The sequence below is a fragment of the Mesorhizobium sp. WSM4820 genome (assembly GCF_055811075.1).
Genome location: NZ_JBVVQN010000020.1, coordinates 25,780 through 45,510, shown reverse-complemented (window position 1 = coordinate 45,510; position 19,731 = coordinate 25,780). Strand labels below are relative to the sequence as shown.

The following is a 19,731-nucleotide window of genomic DNA, read 5'->3' as shown; positions in this document are numbered from 1 at the left end:
CTAGAACCCGCTGAGGAGCTTTGAATGTCTGCCGCAACCGGAGTGGAGGGGATCATACGCGGAACTCCGGCAAGGGATGAACGCAGCGGTGCTCGCGCGGGCCAGCAGTGAGCAGAGGCACCGCCTGGGCACACGCCGCGTCGGCGCGCGCGCAGCGCGGGGCGAAAGCGCATCCGGCCGGCAGCCGCGCAACACTGGGCGCCATTCCAGGGATCTGCCGAAGCCGCTCGCCACGCCGGTTGCGGCTGGGAACGGAGTCGATCAGACCGGCGGTATAAGGGTGCAACGGACGGGCGAGAACGTCCGACACTGGGCCGGATTCGACGATGCGGCCCGCATACATCACGGCGATCCGGTCGGCGAGCCGCGAGACGACGGCGAGATCATGCGTGATCCAGATCAGCGACGTGTTGTTCTGCGCCACGAGCTTTTGCATCTCGGCGAGAATCTGTGCCTGGATCGTCACATCAAGCGCGGTGGTCGGCTCGTCGGCGATGATGAAGTCCGGCCGGTGCAGCAGCGCAATAGCGATAACGACGCGCTGGCGCATGCCGCCGGAAAACTGATGTGGATAGGCCTGCAGCCGCTCATCCGGACTCGGGATCCCGACCATGCCGAGCGCGTCGCGCGCCCGCGCCCTGGCGTCCATGCGCGAGACGTTTTCATGCGCCTGCACCGCCTCGATCATCTGCGTGTCGATGCGCAGGACCGGGTTCAGCGTCATCATCGGATCCTGGAAGATCATCGCCATGCGGCGCCCGCGCAGCGCTCGCATCTCCTCGCGGCTGGAGCGGGTGATGTCGCGGCCGTCGAAGACGATCTGGCCGCCGACGATCGTGCCTGGCGGATCGACAAGGCCGATGATGGAAAAGCCGGTGACCGATTTGCCGGACCCGCTTTCACCGACGAGACCCAGAACCTCGCCGCGCGCGACGCTGAACGAGACGCCGTCGACGGCTTTTGCTTGTCCGAAATGGGTCCTGAGATCGCGGACTTCGAGCACGGTCGCATTCATTCGCGCCCCCGCGGGTTGAGCACGTCGCGGAGCCGATCACCGACGAGGTTGATCGCAACCACGGTAATCAGCAGCGCCACGCCGGGATAGAAACTGATCCACGTCATGCCCGAGAGCATGTACTGATAGCCGTTGGCGACCAGCAGGCCGAGACTGGGCTCGGTGATCGGCACACCGAGGCCAAGGAAGGACAAGGTCGCCTCCAGCGAGATGGCGCGCGCCACCTGCACCGTCGCGATCACGATCAGCGGCGGCAGGCAGTTGGGCAGAAGATGGACGAACAGGATGCGCCATCGCGGAATGGCGAGCGACTCTGCCGCCTCCATGTATTCCTTGCGCCGCTCCACCAGCGCCGTGCCGCGCGCGGCACGTGCATAGGTCGCCCATTCGACGATCACCAGAGCGAGTACGACGTTGAGGATTCCCTTGCCGAGAAAGGCGAGGATCATCAGTGCAACGAGAATGGAGGGGAAGGAGAGTTGCAGATCGACGATGCGCATGATCGCCGTCTCGGTCCGACCGCCGACATAGGCGGCGAGCAGGCCTAAAGAGGCGCCGAACAGCGCGGCGAAAAGCGCCGAGCTGACGCCGACGCCGAGCGATATGCGCAGGCCGTAGATGATGCCGGAAAGCATGTCACGACCCTGGTCGTCGGTGCCGAGCCAGAAAATCATGCCCGTCATCGATTGCGAGCCGGGCGGCAGGCGGCTGTCCATGATGTCGAGCTGGTTGAGGTCGTAGGGATTTTGCGGCGCTATAAGCGGCGCGAGCAGCGCCAGCCCGATGATCGCGGTCAGCAGCACGAAACCGGCAATGGCGGCAGGCGAGCGGAAGAATGCCCGCACGAGCACTCGAAACGGCGCCTCTTCACCCTTCTCGGCCTCGGTAGGCATCGGTGGCGGCAAGGTGTCGACGCTCATGTCACGGTCCCTCGCCCTGGAGCCGCACCCGCGGGTCGAGTGCCGTATAGGTCAGGTCGACGACGAGATTGATGATGACGAAGAAGGCGACGATCGCCATCAAGTATGCGGTGATGATCGGACGGTCGAGCACGTTGATGCTGTCGATGATCAACTTGCCCATGCCAGGCCAGCTGAACACGCTTTCGGTGACGACCGAGAAGGCGACGATAGAGCCGAATTCCAGGCCGATGATGGTCACCACCGGGATCATGATGTTCTTCGAGACGTGGACGCCGATCACGCGCGTTTCCCTGAGGCCCTTGGCCCGCGCGAACTTGACGAAATCGAGCGGCAGGACTTCGGCGACGCCGGCGCGCGTCAGGCGCAGAATGAGGCAGGCGTCGAACAAGGCGAGGTTCACCGCCGGCAGGATCAGGTGGGCAAGGCCGTCTTTGGTCAGGAACGCCCATTGGACACCGAACAGTTCGGCGGTCTGGCCGCGCCCGCCGCTCGGCAACCAGCCGAGCTGCACGCCGAAAAACATGATCAGCACCAGCCCGACCCAGAAGGTCGGCAACGAGAAGCCGAGGATGCTGACGGTCATGATGACGCGGCTCAAGATGCCATCCGGCCGCAGTCCGGCATAAAGCCCGAGCGGCACGCCGACGACGATGGCAATGAGGATGGCAGAGACGGCCAGTTCGAGTGTTGCCGGCAGTCGCTGCAGGATCACCCTGATCGCCGGCTCGTTGTAGACGTAGCTCTCGCCAAGGTCGCCATGCAGCGCTGCCCAGAGGAAGCGGAGGTACTGCTGCCAAAGCGGCAGGTCGAGCCCGAGTGCCTGGACGACGCGCGCGCGCTCGATCTGATCGGCGTCGGGCGAGATCAAAATGTCGACGGGATCGCCGATGACGTTGATCGCGATGAAGACGATAACCGTCATGGCGAACATGACCATCACGGCCTGGAGCAGCCGGCGCGCGACGGCTGCGGTCATAGCATCGCTCCGCAGCCTGATTGCCGGAAAGGGTCGCCGGTCGTCTGTGCGCGGCAGATCACGCCGGCACCGCCATCGCCATGCCGTCGCGCTGCGGATCGGCGCCGCCGCGGCAAATTCCGTCTTCGATCTGGATGCCGTGGAGGGCGGCAAAAGCATAACTTTGCCAGGAGCGCTTCACCTCGTAGCCCCGGCCCTCGATTTCTTCAGTGACATAGCGCGGAATGCGATTGGAGACGTCGATTGTGTTCGACACCGCCACGATCCTCGGGGCGGCCACCGCTTCCGACATGCTCATATCGAAATCAATGAGATTCATCAGCCCCTGCGCCATGGACGGCGCGATATAGCTGCCGCCGGGCGCTCCCATGACGATCACCGGCCGGTCGTCCTTGAATACGATTGTGGGCGCCGCAGAGCTGGCCCGCCGCTTGCCGGGAGCCAGCGATCCGGCCCGGCCCGGCCTTGGGTCGAAGCGGCTCATCGTTCCGTTGTACATGAATCCCAGGCCATCGGTGATCGCCCCCGAGGGACTGCCCAGCGTATGGGTCAAGGCGACGGCATTGCCCTCACGGTCGACCACCGAAATATGGGTCGTGTCGCGCGGCGACCGGTCATCGACGCGCTCGATCCTGGCGCGCAGCCCGGCCTTGATCTCGGCGGCGAGCCCGCTGCAATAGTCGCGGGACAGCAGCCGCGCGACCGGCACGTCGACATAGGCAGGATCGCCGAGATGGCGGTCCTTGTCGATGGTCATGCGCTTCATCGCCTCCGCCAGCAGGACGATGTGCTCGGCACCGTCATGCTCCATGGCTCCGACATCAAAATGCTCGAGGATGTGGAGCAATTGCAGCATGGATATGCCGCTGGCGGGCGGCGGGCTGGTCGCGATATCGTAGCCACGATACTCGCCCCAGAGCGGTTGCGCGGTGGATAGCTCATAGCGCGCCAGATCATCCTTCCCGATAAGGCCGCCGTTGGCGGCCATGTCGGCGGCGATTTCTTCGGCGATCTCGCCCTTGTAGAAAATGTCCGGACCGGCGGCCGCGATGCGCTCGAGCGTTTGGGCGAGGTCGGTGTTGACGACGACGTCGCCTGGCAGCTTGACCGCGCCGTCCGGGCGAAAATAGATGGCGCGCCCCGTGTTGCTGAAGCGCAGCTTGACAAGGGTCCGCACTTCGCCGGTATCTACGCCGTCCTGGGCCCAGTACCAATGGACATGCGGGCGGACCATAAAGCCGCGCCTCGCCTGCTTGGCGGCGGGTGCGACGACGTCGGCCCATTCAAAAGTGCCGTATCTCGCCACCGCCTCGGCATAGCCCTTGACACTGCCCGGCGTGCAGACGGCGAGATAGCCGATCTCGCTGATGCCGCCTTCCAGCAGAAAGGCGAAGCCGTCGCGCGACTGGCCGACCAGAAGGTCGCTCCACATTTCAGGCGACGCTTTGAGCGGCGCCCTGGCGTAGAATTCTAGCACCTCGTGCACGCCGCGTCGCGGCATATAGACCTGCATCGAGCCAAAGCCCCCGATGCCCGCCATTTGAGGGTCGACGACGCCTTGCATGAAAGCGCAGGCGATCGCCGCATCGACGGCGTTGCCGCCGCGTTTGAGCACCAGCGCGCCCGCCTCGACCGCCTCCGGCTGCGGCGCAACGATCATTGCATTCATCTTGATGCGTTCCGTCGTTCCTTGAGCGCCTGGGCCAGGAAATCCTTGACCGGATCGAGAACCGCGTCGCGTTCGTGGGCTACCCCGGGCAGCAAATCGAAGCGTACGCGCACACCCGCTTCCTCGAACGATCGACACAACGTCCTGAGGCGCTCCGGCCTCGTTTGTCCTGCATCGTTGGCGCCCGGCATCCAATGGGTGCTGCCCTGGGCGTGCGTGATTTCCCAGGTCTCCAGGTCGGCATCGCCGACGATCATCTGGACAGGCACTTTTGCCAGCGCGGCGGCGTCGAAGGTGATGCCGAACTTCTCCGGCAGGTCGCGAATGCCCACCCACCAGTCCCGCGTGGGATCGAGCAGGGTCACCGATCCCGGTGCGCCGATCGACGCCGCCCATAGCCTGTCGGGATGAAGGATGGCGAAGCGATGGGTGAAATGCCCGCCGCCGGAAAATCCGAACATAGCGAAGCGGGTCCAGTCCTGACGGTATTTCGCGACGACTTCCTCGACTATCGCGAGCAGCACCTGATCGTAGCGGATGTCGCCCTCGATCATGTATTTGTATCCGCTGCGGGCATCGTCGCCGAGAACGCCCATTGGAAACACCGGGCACAAAATGGCGCAGTCGTTCCAGCGTCCGAACTCGGCGAACGCATCACGGAAACCCAGGAACGAGGTGCGGCCGGTACCATGGACGGCCACCAGCAGGTCGACTTGGGCGCCTTCCCCAACCGCGGGCGGTACATACAGGCAATAGTGGAAGCGTGGGTCCGATTTGGAAGCAAAGATGGCGGTCGCGCCAAGATCGTATGTAGCGCGACCGCGATCCGCAACAGATCCCGTGGCGATGCTCGTCAAGTCTACACCTCCTCAGACAATCTTGGCGTTCATGGCCAGCGTATACTGGTCGGCCCGCGTCGTGAACTGAAGGTCCTTTCGGGCAGCCACGACGAGAACCTCATGGTGCAGCGGAATCAGGGCGACGTCGTTGAAGACGATGTCGCTGAGCTCCGAGAGCATCATTTCGCGTTTGGTGTCGTCCAGCGTCCGCTTCGCCACAGCCAGTTTGGCATCGAGATCGGGATTGGAGTAGCGGCCCGAATTGGCGATGCCCATACCGGCGTCCGGATTCTGCGTCGCGACCAGAGCTGTCATCGGGTTCGAGGATTCGCCTGTGTTGACGCCCCAGGAGTCCAGATTGACGCTGAACTCATGGGCATCCGCCTTGTCGGCATAGACCGACCAGGGCATGACCTCGACGCTGACTTCCAGGCCGATGCGAGAGAACATCTGGGCCACGGCCTGCACGATCTTCGAATCGTTGACGATACGATTATTGGGCCCGTGGATCGTCAGGCGGAAGCCATCGGGGTAGCCGGCCTCGGCAAGCAGGGCCGTGGCTTTTGCAGCGTCGAATGGAACGGGTTTGATAGCAGCCGAGGTGCCCGGTGCGCCGGCGGGCAGAAACTGTGAAGCGACAATGGCATTGCCCTGCATCAAGCGCTCGACAATGGCGCTGCGGTCGACCGCCATGGACAGCGCCTGCCGCACACGCAGATCCTTCAGCGGGTTGCGGTCGAGCGGCTTGCCATCCTTGCCGCTGATGAAGGGCGTCACGTCCCTGAACGTGTCCAGCGAGAAGAAGACCACCCGGCTCGATACGCCGCGGATGATGTGAAAGCGCTCGTCTTGTTCGACGCGGGCAACACCCTCGTAGGGCACCTGTTCGACGAGATCGAGATCGCCGGCGAGCAGGTTGGCAAGCCGCGCGCCGGCATCGGTGACGATGCGGAGCTCGACGTCCGGCAAAGCAGGCCTCGGTCCCCAGTAGTTGGGATTGGCGGAAAGCGCGACACGGTTGCCGGAAACATATTCCTTCAGCACATAGGGGCCAGTTCCGATCGCCGCGGTGCCGTTGTTGAACTGATCGCTCGGGGTATCCTTGAACTTGGCGCGGATGATGCGAATGCGACTGAGCGAATTGGGCAGAAGCGGCTCCGGCTGCTTGGTTTCGATGAGAAGCTTGCCGGTTTGGGGCGAGGTGATCGACTTGATGTTGCGCGTGTAGGTCCGGAACGACGCCGTGCTGTCGATGGTGTTGGCCCGGTCGAATGAGACGACGATGTCGTCTACAGTGAGCGGCTCACCGTCGCTGAAGCGCACGTCCGGCCGCAGGTCGAACTCCCAATGGGTGTCGTCGACCACGCGCCAGGCCGTCGCCAGCCCCGGTCTGGAGATCGATTTTTCGTCGTTGATGACAAGCGTGTCGTAGATGTGGGTGGCAAGCGCGTTGTTCGGCGCATTGCTCTTCAGATGCGGGTCTAGCGTCGTCGGCGGAGCAGCCATGCCGATCCGCAGCTGGCCATTTGCCGCGGCGTGGGCAAGCCCCGTCCAGCCAATGCCTTGCAAGACGGCGGCACCGCCGAGCGCCCATTGCATCAGCGCACGGCGCGATATTGTCCGGTTCATCATTGGTTTTCTCCGTGTCCACTCTGGATAGTTCCATCGGAGGAGTTCTTCCGCTGCCGCTTGCCATGATCGAGCCCAGCTTGGGATCCGCTGATGGTGCCGGCCTCCTTCCTGACAGCGAGTGAAACGAAAGCTTCACTATTTGTCAACACAGATAAACCATCGTTTCTCTAGACGATACAAATTTTTTCGTTTAACCTCCTGCACAAGACGCTTTGGCGAGGAAGTGAGAAATGACCGATCAAGCAGATACCCGGTACACGGTCGATTCCGTCGATCGCGCGATCAGTTTGTTGCAGACTGTGGCCGGCGAGGCAGATCTTGGCGTTTCCGAAATCGCGCGGCGTTCCGGCGACAGCAAGGCGCGCGCTTTCCGGCTTTTGCAGACGCTGGTGCGGCGCGGCTTGCTGGCGCGATCATCGGATGGAAAAGGCTATCGCCTCGGCCTCGCTGCATTGATGCTGGGCCACGCCGCCAGCGAACAGATGGACCTGATCCGCATAGCAAACCCTGTTCTGGAAGAACTCGGTCAGAAGATCGGCGAAACCACCCAGTTGCGGATCCGCGATGACCAGGAAAGCCTTTGCGTCGCCAAATGGGAGCCGAAGCGGGACCTTCGAGTCAATGCGATTGTCGGCCGGCGGCGTCCGCTACATGCCGGTTCGAGCAAGGCGTTCCTGGCCCATATGGGTGATGAGGAGCGCGAGGCCATTCTTTCCGGCCCGTTGAAGCGCTTCACCAAGAAAACGGTGACCGATCCTCGGCTTCTTAGGGGCGGGCTCGAGCAAATCCGCAAGGCGAAGTTTTTCGTCAGTCGCGGCGAGATCAACGACGATCTGATTTCGATCACCGCACCGGTGTTCGTGGCGCCGGGTAAGATAATCGCGGCGCTGAACATCGCTGCCCCGGAAAACCGGGTGCCGGAAGAGCGTATAAGCGAACTGGGCGACATGGTGGCCCGGGCCGCCCATCGTATTTCCGCCGCCCTTGGCTTCCGCTCGCCGGCTGCCAATGACATAGCGAGTTGAACTGGTGCCAAGCATCACACTGCCTCGGCAGATCGCGACGAGGGGTGTATCTCCGGAACGGTGAAAACCGGCACCTCACCCTTGAAGCCTTGGAGTTCGAAGGCACCCGCCTGGACAACCGGCATCGACGCTCCCTCCGCAAATCCGGGACCAAGCACCAGGGGGATGCTCAGCTTTTTGGTCGTTGACTCGAGCCGTGCCGTGCGGTTCACCGGCGAGCCGATCGCGGTGTAATCGAAGCGCCGTTCGGAGCCGAAATTCCCGACGGAGCAGATGCCAGTCTCGATGGCGACGCCGATTTCGATAGGGGGGTGCCCGCGCGCGGTGAGCGCGGCGTTTTCCCGCTTGACCCGTTCGATCAGGGCGAGCCCGGCTTCGAGCGCGCGCTCGCGATGATCTGGCTGATCAAGCGGCGCGTTCCAGAAAGCTAGCACGGCATCGCCCATGAACTTATCGATGGTCCCGTCGCGCTTGAGTATCTCATCGGTCGCAAGGCCGAGGAAGTGATTGACCACCTTTCCGATTTCCTGGGCATCGAGTTGTTCGCTCATCGCCGTGAAGCCGCGTATGTCACTCAGCAGGATTGTGATCTCGCGCTTCTCGCCGGACAGGATCGCTTCGGTGTCCGAATTTGCGAGGCGCTGCACCACGGAGGGCGACAGATATTGGGAAAACTGCCGTGCCAGGGTGGACCGGCGCTGCTCGCTGCGCGTGTAGAGGGCATAGCCTTCGAAGCCAGCTACGAGGATCGTCGCAAGCGCCGGCTGCAGTGGGTCATAGAGCTTACCCTGCAGGCTGTATTCGAGAGCGCCGAACGCGAAGGGCGTGGCAGCCAGGAGCGCCAGAGCGAGGGCGCCAAGCATGACACGCTGGGCGAGCACTCCGGAAAGCCCGATGAAAACGATGCCACTGAGGACCAACCACAGCCGCTCCAGCGTACGCGCTTGCGTTGGCTCTACAAGATAGCGCCCGGCAAGGATCTGGCCGATTGCATCAGCGTGGATGTCCACGCCTGGTCGCGCCGGACGCGCCGGGGTGGGCAGATACTGCGTCAATCCCACGGCTGACAGATCAACAATGGCGATGGCGTTCCGTAGCAGCGGATCGCCGCGACCCGAAAGGATATTAGTGGCAGATATGCGCGGCGTGTTGGTGTCGGTTTCCCAAAGGCGGATGCTGCCCTGCGGCTCAAGTGGCACAATGGTCCCGGCCATCCTGAGCGCGTCAAACCCGGCGACATTCATCCGGGCTACGTAGCCGCTCTCTCCGGCGTAGAGGCGCAGGAGTTCGAGCGCGAACGACGGCCAGAGCTGCACGCCTTGAGCCGTATTTCGGAGCCAGAGCAGCGGCACATGGCGTAGTACGCCGTCGGGATCGGGCAAAGTGCGAATTACGCCGAGGCCTGCAGCGGCGCTCGAGAAATCAGGAAGGGAGCCTGTCAGACCGGTGAAGCCAGGAAGCGTCTCGGGTACCTGCCCGACGATCGACCAGCCGGCTTTGGGCTCTGCGTCTGAAACCGTCACCTCGTTGCCCAGGCTGACGGCGAGCGCCGTTCGATTTTTCGCCAGTGCGCTGGCGAGGCGCTTGTCTCCGGCGATGCCATCAGGAGAGATATCAGGCTCGGGCAGCACCAGCGCAAGCCCGATCACCGCGGCACCGGACTCGGCGACACCATCGACCAGATCGGCCAAAAGGCCACGGTTCCAAGGCCATCGCCCATATGCCTTAAGGCTCGCGTCGTCTATCGAGACAATGACAACAGGATTGCTCGTCGCCTGGCGCGGGGCGAGGGACTGGTAGAGGTCGTACGTGCGCTCGCGCAGGCGCGACAGCGGCCCGTCGAAAGCAAAATGGCAAGCGAGCAGCAAGAGTACGACCGCAAGACCAGGTATTTTCCGCCTGGCAGCCCGCCGCCAATCAAGCGAGGGGCTCATGCCGCTCGGCCAGCCTTACCGGCAGTCGGGAAAGCAGTCATCATCCTCATCATCCACCCCACTGCCTACAGGGGGCGTTGGGCTGTCAGGGAACTCCATGGCCACGCCGGGCAATGCGCCGTCGGTGGATTTGCAGGCTTTGAGCGAATTGCCGAGTGCTGACGCACAAATCGCGCTTACGTTCAGCCCCGGACCCGGTTCGCCTGGCAGGCCGGTGCCGGCTATTCGATCGATGCTGTCCAAAATCGGGAACGCGTCGATACCGCCGTAGCCGGTCAGCAGTTTGTCGTTGTCCGACGTGCAGGCGTGGCCCGGGTTTGTGATCACGAGCTTGCGACCATTCATCATGCAGGTCATGCGGCCGGCGCGCAGTATGCCGACGGTCTGACCAGCAATCACAAGCACCTCAATGATGCCACCTCTGGCTCCGAGCACCATGTGTGGCGTCGCAACTTGCATGTCGCCGCCTTTCGAAACCTGGCCCCCGTAGAAACGGGCCAGGCCGCTGTTCATCCTGATGTCGATCTTTCCTGATCGGGACCCCGGATTGTAGACGAATTCATCGATCGTCAGGCTGGTGTTCGGACCAATCTTGGCGCTCGACTCGTCCCGGAACACGAGCATTCCGAGACCGGTGATATTGCTGCGCAGCTGGTCGCCGAGTTCGACGCCAGCGCCGACGTTCATCGCCTCGCCGTGATTGCGGATAATGTTGGTCTGGTAGGCCGTCATGGACCCAACCGTTTCAGCGCCAGATGGTGCCGCAAAGGCAAGGCAGGCGATACAAGTGGCTATCTGACGATACAGGGTCCTCATCGCGGCCTCTTTCAGTTGAGCGTCAACGTGTAGCTCACGAGCAATTCGAATGAATTTCGGTCGCCGCTGGCGATCTCGAAGTCGGTTTCGCGATAGGCGAGGTCGACACTGACCTTCTGCCATTCAGTGAGCTGAAAATCGCTTTCCGAGGCAATGCGCCAGAAGTCGCTCTCTATGTTCGTGCCGATGCCGACGGACAAGTCGGGAGTGTCGCTGTGGCCGGCCGAGACGGCGACCTGGTGAGACCATGCGAACAGGTCCGGTACTTCCATCAGCACGCCGCCGTAGCGGACCTCTCCCATGTAGCTGCGGCCGATTTCGTCAGCTCCGGAGGCGAAGTCAGTCGAGCCGACTAGGCGCAGTCCGAGCGCCTGGCCATTGCGGAAGCGGTAGCTGCCGCCTGCCTCATAGAAGACCCTGCTATCGGCGAAGATGCCTTTCGAGCTGCTTAGATCGATGTAGCCGGCACCTGCAAAAAGCGTCGTCTCGACGGTGGGGCGCACGAGGAAGCGCCCACTTAGACCGACGCCGGTCTCGTGAACGTCGCTGTCGAAGCGATCTGTGACGGCGAACGCGGAAAGTAGCAGCCGTAGCGAATCGATCCCGCTGTTGGGCAGTCCCTTGTCCAAGGTAATGGCGGCGTTCCCGTGGATAAAAGTCTCCTCGGCACCGGGAACCGACAGGTCTTTGGTGAAAAAGCGCTCTGTCGCTGCCAGCGAGCCCGAGAGGACAAGTGCATCAGCACTTGGCGTCCCGAGATCCCATCGGATAAAGCCTTCCGCCCGCCCATAGGGCGAGACCAAGGTGCGGTCGTCTTCGGCCCCGCCCGGCTCAAAATCGGTGGATGCGCTGAACATGCCGCCAGTCAGAGCGATTTCCCAAGTGACGCCACGTAACGCGCGCTCGATGCGGGCGAGCAGGCGAACGGCTTCCTGCTGCTCATCCGCGGACAGGTCCCCGACCTCGAGGCCGTACTGCGCCTGCCGCCGGGCCAATTCATAGGAGCCGACATGATAATACAACCGGCTGGCCGAGAGCCGGGCGCGCGCATCGCGAGGATGTTTGATGAGATACTGCTCGATCGACGAGATCGCCTGATCGTACTGCCCTGCGTTGACGGCAACTGTGACGAATTGAGCTAGCGCTCCGTTGTCGGTCGGATTGGCAATGCGGGCCGAAAACGCATCGTCATAGGCCGGATAGAGACCTTGTGCGCCGGCCGGCAATATGCCGGTACAAAGCAGCGCCGCGGCGAAGCCGAGGATCATTGAAAACGAGGAATGCATGCCGAGAACCCACCCCAACCCGACTAGTGCAGCGGATCTAGCACGCCTGCACGAAAAAAAGCGACAGAACTGTCAGGAAACCTCCGAGTCTTCAGCAGCTGTTGCAGCTGCGCAACAAACTATCGCGTTCATTCGCATTTCGCCTACGCTGGTTGGTCAAACATCTTCTCAGCGTTGCTTGGCTTCCAGCAAGTATTCGCTACAAACGGCAACTAATCAAAATCATAATCAGCGGTGGATTGCGCAGCCGACAAGATCAATATTGTTTGCGCGATTCTCCACGTATCTGGTCGCCGCACGACGCATCAGGGTCACATGGAGCTCATCCGAAGGTCTTCCGCCGCGGTGCGCAAGCGCTCGGAGAGCTGGCGAGCGATGCTTCTCAGGACGGCCTGCGCGATGTGCGGCTTAGCCTTTGTTATCTTGTTGAACGCCGACGAGGTCACTTCATAGGCAACAACGTCCTCGTCCGCGATCACGTCCGTCGAGCGTGCCTACAGCACAAGCATGGTGGCCAGTCCCAGCATCAAGCCCATGCCTACAATATCGGTCACCGTCGTGAGGAAGATCGCGGAAGCCACGGCCGGATCGGCGCCGACCCGCCGCAGGCCCAACGGGATCAGCACGCCGGAGATCCCGGACATGAGGCACGATCCGGACATGGCGAGCAGGATGACAAGCGCCAGCATGGGCGCCTGGGATGCCGACTCCGGCTGCCGTGAAGCGTAGAACCACATGGCCGCAGCCGCCACCAGACCGACGAGCAAGCCGTTGGCGATCCCGAGCGCTCCCTCCCTCAGCACCAAGTGCAGCTTCGGTCGTTTGTCCACATCCCCTAAGGCGAGGCCACGCAGCGTAATAGCCAGCGCCTGACAGCCGGTGTTTCCGCTCTGTCCGGCCAACACCGGGAGGAACGCCGCCAACGCGACGATCTTCTCGATCGTGCCTGTGAACGAGCCGACCACGAAAGCGGCTATGAAGGCCGTCAGCAGGTTGAGCTGCAGCCACGGATGACGTTTCAAGAAGGCTGAAAATAGCGGAGTGAAAGAACGCTCCTCCTTCTGGACACCCACCATCTGGCCAGGCTGGGCAGAAATCTCGATGATTTGCTGCTCGAACAGCCGCCAGCCGCGAACCTGCCCGAGCAGCCGGTTCTCCGCGTCCACCACGGGATAGACCGGGTAGTGACGGCGTACCGCCGCCTTGCAGGCTTCGCTCAAAGGCATATCGACGTGAAGGACGAACGGACTCGCCAGCATAATCTGATCCACCGTCGCGTCGGCCTCACTCAGCATCAGATCGCGCAAGACCACTAGGCCAACCAGTCTATCGCCCTCGTCCGTGATGTAGAGGTAAGTCAACTCGCTCGGCACCTGCGCGCGCCTGACGGCTTCGACAGCGGCGGCTACCGTCGTCCCGACAGCAACGCTGGCGGGGATCGGATCCATCAGCTCGACGATGGCCTCGGGGATCGCGAGATCCTTGCCGTCGGTATGATATTTGATGGGCCTCCTTTGCGATGGCAAATACTCCGCCACCTTATGGGCGTGCCTATCCGGTAACAACATTAGTGCGTCGCGGATGAACTCGGGAGACTCTCGGGCTAGCAATTCAGCCGCGTCGTCAGGGGCTCGAGCACGCAGCGTGCGCACCAACTTCTGAATGTCGTTCTCTTCCCTCATCTGTTCCCCCAACCTCTAATGTTGCGCCTCTGAGCTTATAGACCGGACCGTTTCGCTCTGCCCAGGCGCACGGTGGCCCAAGCGCCTCGATCCGGAATCTTCGCCTTCTCAGGGCGCCGAGTAGACCGACCCAGACAAATCTGAGCCATTGCGTGGGTGCATACAGGCGGGCTGTAACGTCAGCGTGTCGCCAGGAGAATCGACGTGTTGCCGAACTTCACCGTCGATTCCCGAGCTCTGCGAGCACGTCGCAACTCATCAACGAAGTAAGGTCGGCAAATGGGCCGTCGCGGCCCTGCTCATTGGGGTGCGCTCAGCCCGACAGTTCGCGTGCCGGCCGCGATTCAACCTGGGAAGATGGTGAAGCCGCCATCGACGCGAATGACCTGCCCGTTGATGAAACGCGCGCGCGGACCGGCGAGGAAGGCCACCGCTTCGGCGATCTCTTCAGGCTCGGCATAGCGGTTCAGCGATTTCTTGCTCGAATCCATGCGCTCCGGATCGACGACGCGGCTCGCCTGGAACCGTGCCGTCTTGGTGGCGCCGGGGCTCACCGCATTGATGCGCACGCCATCGTCGATCAGTTCCTTGGCGAGGCAACGCGTATAATGCACGACGGCCGCCTTGAGCGTGGAGTAGACCACCTCCGGCGAGCATCCGATATGCGCTGCCGCTGAGGCAATGTTGATCACCGAGCCTGAGCCGCGTTTGACCATGGGCGGAATGAACGCCTGGCAGACCAGCATCGTGCCGATGAGATTGTTCTCGGTCAGCACCTTGATGTCTTCATAGTCGATGTCGAGCGCGTTGTTGGGACTGGGCTTTACCCCCTTGGCGCCGATGTCGCCGCCGGCGCAGTTGACCAGAACGTGCACATCGCCGAGCTCCGCTTCGATCTTCCTCTTCATTTCGGCAACGGCTTGCCTGTCACCGATGTTGCCCGTAACCGCGGTTACCCGTGTCCCATGCTTTTCCAGACCCCTGGCGGATTCGCCGAGGTCTGCGAATTCGCCATATTGCGACGGCCGGGTCCAGTCGAGATCGTGGATGGCGACGTTTGCGCCGAGTTCGGCCAGGCGGGCGGCCATGACGCGGCCGAGGCCGCGTCCCGAGCCGGTCACGAAGGCAGTCAGGCCGCTGAGTTCTCGGGCAGTCATGCTGATTTCTCCATTGCAATGAAATCGAACTTCTTCATGTTGGCGGCGCTGCGCCGGATCATGTCGAGCTCATACGAAACCAGCGCGCCGTCATCGTCGCGCTCCCACGGCGTCCGGTAGTCGGCGTCGTCAGCAAGGCGGTTTACGCGCGCAGCACTCAGGCAGGCGGCGAACTCGCGCGCAGTCTTCGGCGCATACCCGTTCCACCAGTCGTCGCTGAGACAGCGAACGTGGCGGGCTTCCAGCGCGCCCGGCTCGAGCACGGCGGTCAGCGTGTCGTGATGCTCGGCGAGGATGGCTGCCAGTCCGGCGAAGGGCACGGCGCCGTCGCCGATCGCGCAGCGGACCAGACGATAGCCCTCATCGGTGAACTGCACGCGATAGTCCTTGAGGTGGACATGGCGGACGTGCGGTGCGATGCGCCGCGTGAAGGCAAGCGGCGCCTCGCCGACAGGGAAGGTGTTGCCGGTGTCGTAGGTGATGCCGACGCCCGGCCCACCGAGTTCGCAGAACGCGACCAGTTCGTCGCTGCCGAAGTCCTGATGGTTTTCGATGCCGAGCACCCGGCCCTCAGCCGCCGCACGCGGCCCCCATTCCGTCAAGGCAGCGCGGATCGTCGCGTTGAACTCGCTCCATTTCGGGCCCCACAGGTTGCGGTCGCCGCACAGGACGGGGGTCAGTGCGATACGGATCGTTGTCGCCTCGAGCAGGCGCGCCGCCCGAAACGCGCTGTCCAACGGACCGGCCATCAGAAGTCCGCCACTGACCACCGGGACGATGTCGAGCGCGGCCAGACGCCTGCGCAGCTCGACGATTTCGGCGTCCGGCAAGTCGGTCAGCCATGGTTCATAGATCTCGAGCGTGCGTGCGCCCAGTTCCTGCGCAAGCGCCATGAAGCCTTCCAGCCCCGTCCCGTCCGGATTGTGCCGCGGCGTATCGCGCCCCTGCAGGCCGAGAGTGTAGGTCAGTCCGTATGGGTTGAGGCCGAAACGAAGCATCAGCTTGGCAGTCCCGTTGAAAGATGTAGAGTCGATCGCATCAACGCAGACCGGCATCGACGGCGATGGACTGCTTGGTGATCATGCGGCTGTCATCGGCGGCAAGGAAGAGCACGGTCCGCGCAATCTCTTCGCCCAGCAGGACGCGGCGGATCAATTGCCGTTGCACCGTCTGGTCGATTGCGTCCTGGGTCCTGAACCACAGCTGGCGCTGCCGCTCGGTGATGACGGCGCCGGGTTCGACTGCATTGACGCGGATGTTGTCGGATCCGAACGACCGCGCTAATGCGCGCGTCAGCGCCACCACAGCCCCCTTGGCGGTGGCATAGGCCACCATCTGGTCCGCGCCGAAACGCCAGGCGATGGAAGAGAAGTTTATGATCGAGCCGAAGCCGATTTCCTTCATATGCGGATGCACCGCCTGCGCAGCGAAGAAGTGATGCCGGAGATTGACGTCGAAGCTGCGGTCCCAATATTCTGACGTCACCGCGTCAACGGGTTGGCGCTGATCATCGGCAGCGTTGTTTACCAGAACGGCGACCGGACCGAGCCTAGCGCGCACGTCTTCTACCGAAGCCTGCAGCGCATCAACGTCCGTCACATCGCAATGGAGGTACAGGGGGGCCTGTTTGGCGACGCCACCGAGCTCGCGCACCAGCGCCTCCGCGGGTCCATCCTGCACATCGAGGAAGCATACGCGGGCGCCATTCGCCACGAAAGCGCGAACCATATCGGCGCCGATCCCGGAGGCGCCGCCGGAGATCAGCACGACGCGATCGGTCAAGCTCGGGTAAGTCGCGAATTGCATGGACATCAGATCACAGAAGCGCCCTGGTTGCTGGATCGAACAGACAGGCGCGCGACATGTCGATGCCGAGCGTTATCGTCTCGCCCATGACGGGAGCGTCATCCGGCTCGAATCGGCCGGTGATCTCCAGGTCGCCTAGCCTGAGGACGGCAAGCGTCTCGGCGCCGGTCGGCTCGACCAGTTCGACCGGCGCCTGCATGGACTCGACAGCAGGTTTGCGCGACTTCAGGTCCGCCGTGAAACGGTAGATGTGTTCGGGCCGAACACCGAGCACCACATCCTTTGGCGCACCGACAGGCAGTGGCGCGGCAAGGGCAAGAGCAAGAGTGGCGTCGCCGCCGTCAGCGGCGCGCACTGCGATGCTGGTTGAGCCGGTAAGCCGGGCGGGAATGAAATTCATCGCCGGCGATCCCATGAAACCGGCCACGAACATGTTGGTCGGCCGGTCATAGATCCGCTTCGGCGTGTCGAACTGCTGCACCGAGCCCTGGTTCATCACCGCAATGCGGGACGCGAGCGTCATCGCCTCGACCTGATCGTGAGTGACGTACACCGTCGTCTTGCCGACGCGATGGTGAAGCTTCTTGATTTCCGTGCGCATGTCGACGCGCAGCTTGGCGTCGAGATTGGACAGCGGCTCGTCGAACAAAAACAATTTTGGGTCGCGTACCAGGGCGCGCCCCATCGCAACGCGCTGCCGCTGGCCACCCGACAATTGCCCGGGCTTGCGGTTGAGCAACTGCTCGATCTGCAGCAGTACGGCAACCCGCTTTACGGCTTCCGCCTGCTCCGCTTTGGGCACGCCTCGGCTCTCCATGCCGAAGGTGATGTTCTGGCGCACCGTCATGGTCGGATAGAGGGCATAGGACTGGAACACCATCGCTATGTCGCGGTCCTTGGGCTGCACGGAGTTCACCAGCCGGTCGCCGATCCAGATCTCGCCCGAGGTGACGGTTTCCAGGCCGGCGATCATGGCGAGCAGGGTTGACTTGCCGCATCCCGACGGGCCGACGAGGGCGACGAACTCCCCGGTTCGCGCCTCGAGATTGATGCCGGCCAGAATCTCGAGCCCGCCATAGCTCTTGTGAAGGTCGCGGATCATCAGCGCGGACATGGGCGATGCCTCATTTGATGGCGCCTCACTTGATGGCGCCTTGTGTCAGGCCGCGCACGAAGTATTTTCCACCGAACAGGTAGATCAGCAGCGGCGGCAGCGCGCCGATCAGCACGGCTGCGCTCATCACATCGTAAGCACGGGCGGTCGTGCCGCCGGCAGTAAGAGCGACCAAAGCCGCCGTAATCGGCTGCTGCTGGCCCGAGGTGAAGACGACGCCGAACAGATACTCGTTCCAGATGCCGGTGAATTGCCAGATGACGGTGACGATCAAAATCGGCGGCGACAGCGGCAGGATGATTTTGCGGAAAATCCGCCAGAAGCCGGCGCCGTCGATGCGTGCCGCCTTGATAAGGTCATCCGGTATGCTGACGTAGAAGTTGCGGCAGAACAGGGTGGTGAACGAGACGCCCTGGACGACGTGAATCAACACCAGACCATACGTCGAATTGGTCAGGCCGAGCTTGCCGAGCAGGAACGCCCACGGCATCAGCGAGATCTGGCCGGGCATGAAGACGCCGAGCAGCATCAGGTTGAACAGAATTTCCGAGCCCTTGAAACGCCATTTCGACAGCACATAGCCGTTCATGGCGCCGAGGAGCGTGGAGATGAGCGTTGCTGGGATCGTCATCCAGAGCGAATTGAAGAAATTGCGCTTCATGCCTTCGCAGGTGCCGCTGACACAATAGGTGCCCCAAGCCTGCGCCCACGCGTCGAGGCGGAAGCTGCGCGGCAGCGAGATGAGGCCGTTACGGGCAATGTCGGACTGCTCCCGCAACGAGTTGAAGACGACGACCAGCAGCGGTGCAAGGTAGATGACGGCGAAAAGCGTCAGCACCGCATAGACAAGGAAGCGACCCCAGAAATATCGCCGCGTAGCCGCGGCCGCTTCGGGATCATGCCGGGCGTTGGTGACAATTTCAGCCATTGCGGCCCTCCGCCCGCCTGCGCCAAACGATCCACAAGGAATAGGGCACCAGCACAACCGCGAGGGCAGCGAGCATCATCATCGCCGCGGCGGCACCCTCGCCGATCTGCCCACGCTGGAACATCAGGTCGTAGACATAGATCGCCGGGAAGGTAGTCGACACACCTGGCCCACCCCGCGTCAACGCCGCCACCAGGTCGAAGGTCTTGATGGCGAACTGGATCTGGATGACGGCCACCGCCAGAAAAATCGGGGCGATCGTCGGCAGGATGACCTTCCGATAGGTTCGGGAAACCGACGCACCGTCGATCTGCGCTGCTTTGATGAGATCCGGATCGACCGATCGCAGGCCAGCCAGGAAAAGCGCCATTGCGAAGCCGGACGACTGCCAGATACCGGTTATGACCACCGCATAGATTGCGGTGTTGCGGTTGGCCGTCAGGGCGAAGCTGAAGTCGGTCCAACCGAGCCCCCGCACGAAGGCCTGGATGCCGTCGACGGGATTATAGAGCCAACTCCACACCGTGCCGGTGACGATGAAGGAGACTGCCAGCGGATAGAGGAAGATGGTGCGCCAGACCGCCTCGCCGCGAACGCGCTGGTCGATCAGGATCGCCAGAAGCAGTCCGATGGCCATCGAGCCGACGATATAGAAGCCGCTGAACAGAAAAAGGTTGGTGTAGGCGATGTTCCAGCGCCGGTTCGCCCAGAGCGAAGCGTAATTGTCCAGACCGACGAACCCATAGGTCGGCATCAGCGACGAACTGGAGAGCGAGAGATAGAGCGTCCAGAGCGTGAAGACGAAGACGTAGATGAAACTCGCCGCAAGCGACGGCGCCAGCACCAGAATGGGCACCATCGTGCCCAGGCGCTGTCGCCACGGGGTTGCGGTAGCCGCAACCGGTACGGTCAGGTCACGCGTTGACATC

The 19,731-nt window shown here is 62.6% G+C and carries 18 protein-coding genes; 1 reads left to right on the top strand and 17 read right to left on the bottom strand.

Annotated elements, in window-relative coordinates:
- Nucleotides 1-52: 52 nt before the first annotated feature.
- The 6 genes from AC0L2R_RS26775 to AC0L2R_RS26750 are packed head-to-tail and all read right to left on the bottom strand — an operon-like array spanning nt 53 to nt 7,054.
- On the bottom strand, nt 53-1,015 hold the full coding sequence (locus AC0L2R_RS26775) for an ABC transporter ATP-binding protein (RefSeq protein ID WP_091597382.1): 963 nt from the start codon (nt 1,013-1,015) through the stop codon (nt 53-55).
- The gene (locus AC0L2R_RS26770) at nt 1,012-1,935 is read right to left on the bottom strand and encodes an ABC transporter permease (RefSeq protein WP_413468470.1); all 924 of its coding nucleotides are present in this window, start codon (nt 1,933-1,935) and stop codon (nt 1,012-1,014) included. The genes AC0L2R_RS26775 and AC0L2R_RS26770 overlap by 4 nt, the downstream gene beginning before the upstream one ends.
- 1 nt (nt 1,936) lies before the next feature.
- The gene (locus tag AC0L2R_RS26765) at nt 1,937-2,914 is read right to left on the bottom strand and encodes an ABC transporter permease (protein WP_091597385.1); all 978 of its coding nucleotides are present in this window, start codon (nt 2,912-2,914) and stop codon (nt 1,937-1,939) included.
- 58 nt (nt 2,915-2,972) lie between these two features.
- On the bottom strand, nt 2,973-4,583 hold the full coding sequence (ggt, locus tag AC0L2R_RS26760) for a gamma-glutamyltransferase (protein WP_473512467.1): 1,611 nt from the start codon (nt 4,581-4,583) through the stop codon (nt 2,973-2,975).
- Nucleotides 4,580-5,440, bottom strand: coding sequence for an alpha/beta hydrolase (locus tag AC0L2R_RS26755; protein WP_128179654.1), 861 nt, complete (start codon nt 5,438-5,440; stop codon nt 4,580-4,582). Before AC0L2R_RS26755 ends, ggt begins: the two co-directional genes overlap by 4 nt.
- 12 nt (nt 5,441-5,452) lie before the next feature.
- Entirely contained in the window at nt 5,453-7,054 is a 1,602-nt protein-coding gene (locus AC0L2R_RS26750) for an ABC transporter substrate-binding protein (RefSeq protein WP_473512466.1), read from the bottom strand.
- Between the two features lie 230 nt (nt 7,055-7,284).
- On the opposite strand from AC0L2R_RS26750, the gene AC0L2R_RS26745 reads away from it, so the two are divergent.
- On the top strand, nt 7,285-8,079 hold the full coding sequence (locus AC0L2R_RS26745) for an IclR family transcriptional regulator (protein ID WP_091597394.1): 795 nt from the start codon (nt 7,285-7,287) through the stop codon (nt 8,077-8,079).
- Between the two features lie 14 nt (nt 8,080-8,093).
- Here the strand turns inward: AC0L2R_RS26745 and AC0L2R_RS26740 are convergent, their stop codons facing one another.
- The 11 genes from AC0L2R_RS26740 to AC0L2R_RS26690 form a co-directional block, all read right to left on the bottom strand.
- On the bottom strand, nt 8,094-10,013 hold the full coding sequence (locus tag AC0L2R_RS26740; protein ID WP_473512465.1) for a CHASE2 domain-containing protein: 1,920 nt from the start codon (nt 10,011-10,013) through the stop codon (nt 8,094-8,096).
- Between the two features lie 15 nt (nt 10,014-10,028).
- On the bottom strand, nt 10,029-10,745 hold the full coding sequence (locus tag AC0L2R_RS26735) for a FecR domain-containing protein (RefSeq protein ID WP_027152473.1): 717 nt from the start codon (nt 10,743-10,745) through the stop codon (nt 10,029-10,031).
- A gap of 95 nt (nt 10,746-10,840) precedes the next feature.
- Nucleotides 10,841-12,097 (bottom strand): tetratricopeptide repeat protein, encoded by a 1,257-nt coding sequence (locus AC0L2R_RS26730; RefSeq protein ID WP_473512463.1) that lies wholly within the window; start codon nt 12,095-12,097, stop codon nt 10,841-10,843.
- Nucleotides 12,098-12,426: 329 nt separating this feature from the next.
- On the bottom strand, nt 12,427-12,594 hold the full coding sequence (locus tag AC0L2R_RS26725; RefSeq protein WP_473512461.1) for a hypothetical protein: 168 nt from the start codon (nt 12,592-12,594) through the stop codon (nt 12,427-12,429).
- 15 nt (nt 12,595-12,609) lie between these two features.
- On the bottom strand, nt 12,610-13,797 hold the full coding sequence (locus AC0L2R_RS26720; RefSeq protein WP_473512460.1) for a magnesium transporter: 1,188 nt from the start codon (nt 13,795-13,797) through the stop codon (nt 12,610-12,612).
- A 344-nt stretch (nt 13,798-14,141) separates the two neighbouring features.
- Nucleotides 14,142-14,954: an SDR family NAD(P)-dependent oxidoreductase gene (locus tag AC0L2R_RS26715; protein ID WP_473493074.1), complete on the bottom strand. Its 813-nt coding sequence runs from the start codon at nt 14,952-14,954 to the stop codon at nt 14,142-14,144.
- Nucleotides 14,951-15,952, bottom strand: coding sequence for a sugar phosphate isomerase/epimerase family protein (locus tag AC0L2R_RS26710; protein ID WP_473512458.1), 1,002 nt, complete (start codon nt 15,950-15,952; stop codon nt 14,951-14,953). The genes AC0L2R_RS26715 and AC0L2R_RS26710 overlap by 4 nt, the downstream gene beginning before the upstream one ends.
- A 40-nt stretch (nt 15,953-15,992) precedes the next feature.
- The gene (locus tag AC0L2R_RS26705) at nt 15,993-16,760 is read right to left on the bottom strand and encodes an SDR family NAD(P)-dependent oxidoreductase (RefSeq protein ID WP_473512456.1); all 768 of its coding nucleotides are present in this window, start codon (nt 16,758-16,760) and stop codon (nt 15,993-15,995) included.
- A gap of 10 nt (nt 16,761-16,770) precedes the next feature.
- Nucleotides 16,771-17,874 (bottom strand): ABC transporter ATP-binding protein, encoded by a 1,104-nt coding sequence (locus AC0L2R_RS26700; protein ID WP_473512455.1) that lies wholly within the window; start codon nt 17,872-17,874, stop codon nt 16,771-16,773.
- Between the two features lie 25 nt (nt 17,875-17,899).
- A complete protein-coding gene (locus AC0L2R_RS26695; RefSeq protein ID WP_128179643.1) occupies nt 17,900-18,802 on the bottom strand; it encodes a carbohydrate ABC transporter permease in 903 nt (300 codons plus the stop codon).
- Complete coding sequence (locus tag AC0L2R_RS26690; RefSeq protein ID WP_473512454.1) at nt 18,795-19,730, bottom strand: carbohydrate ABC transporter permease; 936 nt, start codon at nt 19,728-19,730, stop codon at nt 18,795-18,797. Before AC0L2R_RS26690 ends, AC0L2R_RS26695 begins: the two co-directional genes overlap by 8 nt.
- Nucleotide 19,731: the final 1 nt, after the last annotated feature.

What these genes read in the sequence shown, in the direction of transcription:
- AC0L2R_RS26775 (WP_091597382.1), bottom strand. Translation starts at nt 1,015, where the DNA reads ATGAATGCGACCGTGCTCGAAGTCCGCGATCTCAGGACCCATTTCGGA.
- AC0L2R_RS26770 (WP_413468470.1), bottom strand. Translation starts at nt 1,935, where the DNA reads ATGAGCGTCGACACCTTGCCGCCACCGATGCCTACCGAGGCCGAGAAG.
- AC0L2R_RS26765 (WP_091597385.1), bottom strand. Translation starts at nt 2,914, where the DNA reads ATGACCGCAGCCGTCGCGCGCCGGCTGCTCCAGGCCGTGATGGTCATG.
- ggt (WP_473512467.1), bottom strand. Translation starts at nt 4,583, where the DNA reads ATGAATGCAATGATCGTTGCGCCGCAGCCGGAGGCGGTCGAGGCGGGC.
- AC0L2R_RS26750 (WP_473512466.1), bottom strand. Translation starts at nt 7,054, where the DNA reads ATGATGAACCGGACAATATCGCGCCGTGCGCTGATGCAATGGGCGCTC.
- AC0L2R_RS26745 (WP_091597394.1), top strand. Translation starts at nt 7,285, where the DNA reads ATGACCGATCAAGCAGATACCCGGTACACGGTCGATTCCGTCGATCGC.
- AC0L2R_RS26740 (WP_473512465.1), bottom strand. Translation starts at nt 10,013, where the DNA reads ATGAGCCCCTCGCTTGATTGGCGGCGGGCTGCCAGGCGGAAAATACCT.
- AC0L2R_RS26735 (WP_027152473.1), bottom strand. Translation starts at nt 10,745, where the DNA reads ATGACGGCCTACCAGACCAACATTATCCGCAATCACGGCGAGGCGATG.
- AC0L2R_RS26730 (WP_473512463.1), bottom strand. Translation starts at nt 12,097, where the DNA reads ATGATCCTCGGCTTCGCCGCGGCGCTGCTTTGTACCGGCATATTGCCG.
- AC0L2R_RS26720 (WP_473512460.1), bottom strand. Translation starts at nt 13,797, where the DNA reads ATGAGGGAAGAGAACGACATTCAGAAGTTGGTGCGCACGCTGCGTGCT.
- AC0L2R_RS26715 (WP_473493074.1), bottom strand. Translation starts at nt 14,954, where the DNA reads ATGACTGCCCGAGAACTCAGCGGCCTGACTGCCTTCGTGACCGGCTCG.
- AC0L2R_RS26710 (WP_473512458.1), bottom strand. Translation starts at nt 15,952, where the DNA reads ATGCTTCGTTTCGGCCTCAACCCATACGGACTGACCTACACTCTCGGC.
- AC0L2R_RS26705 (WP_473512456.1), bottom strand. Translation starts at nt 16,760, where the DNA reads ATGCAATTCGCGACTTACCCGAGCTTGACCGATCGCGTCGTGCTGATC.
- AC0L2R_RS26700 (WP_473512455.1), bottom strand. Translation starts at nt 17,874, where the DNA reads ATGTCCGCGCTGATGATCCGCGACCTTCACAAGAGCTATGGCGGGCTC.
- AC0L2R_RS26695 (WP_128179643.1), bottom strand. Translation starts at nt 18,802, where the DNA reads ATGGCTGAAATTGTCACCAACGCCCGGCATGATCCCGAAGCGGCCGCG.
- AC0L2R_RS26690 (WP_473512454.1), bottom strand. Translation starts at nt 19,730, where the DNA reads ATGTCAACGCGTGACCTGACCGTACCGGTTGCGGCTACCGCAACCCCG.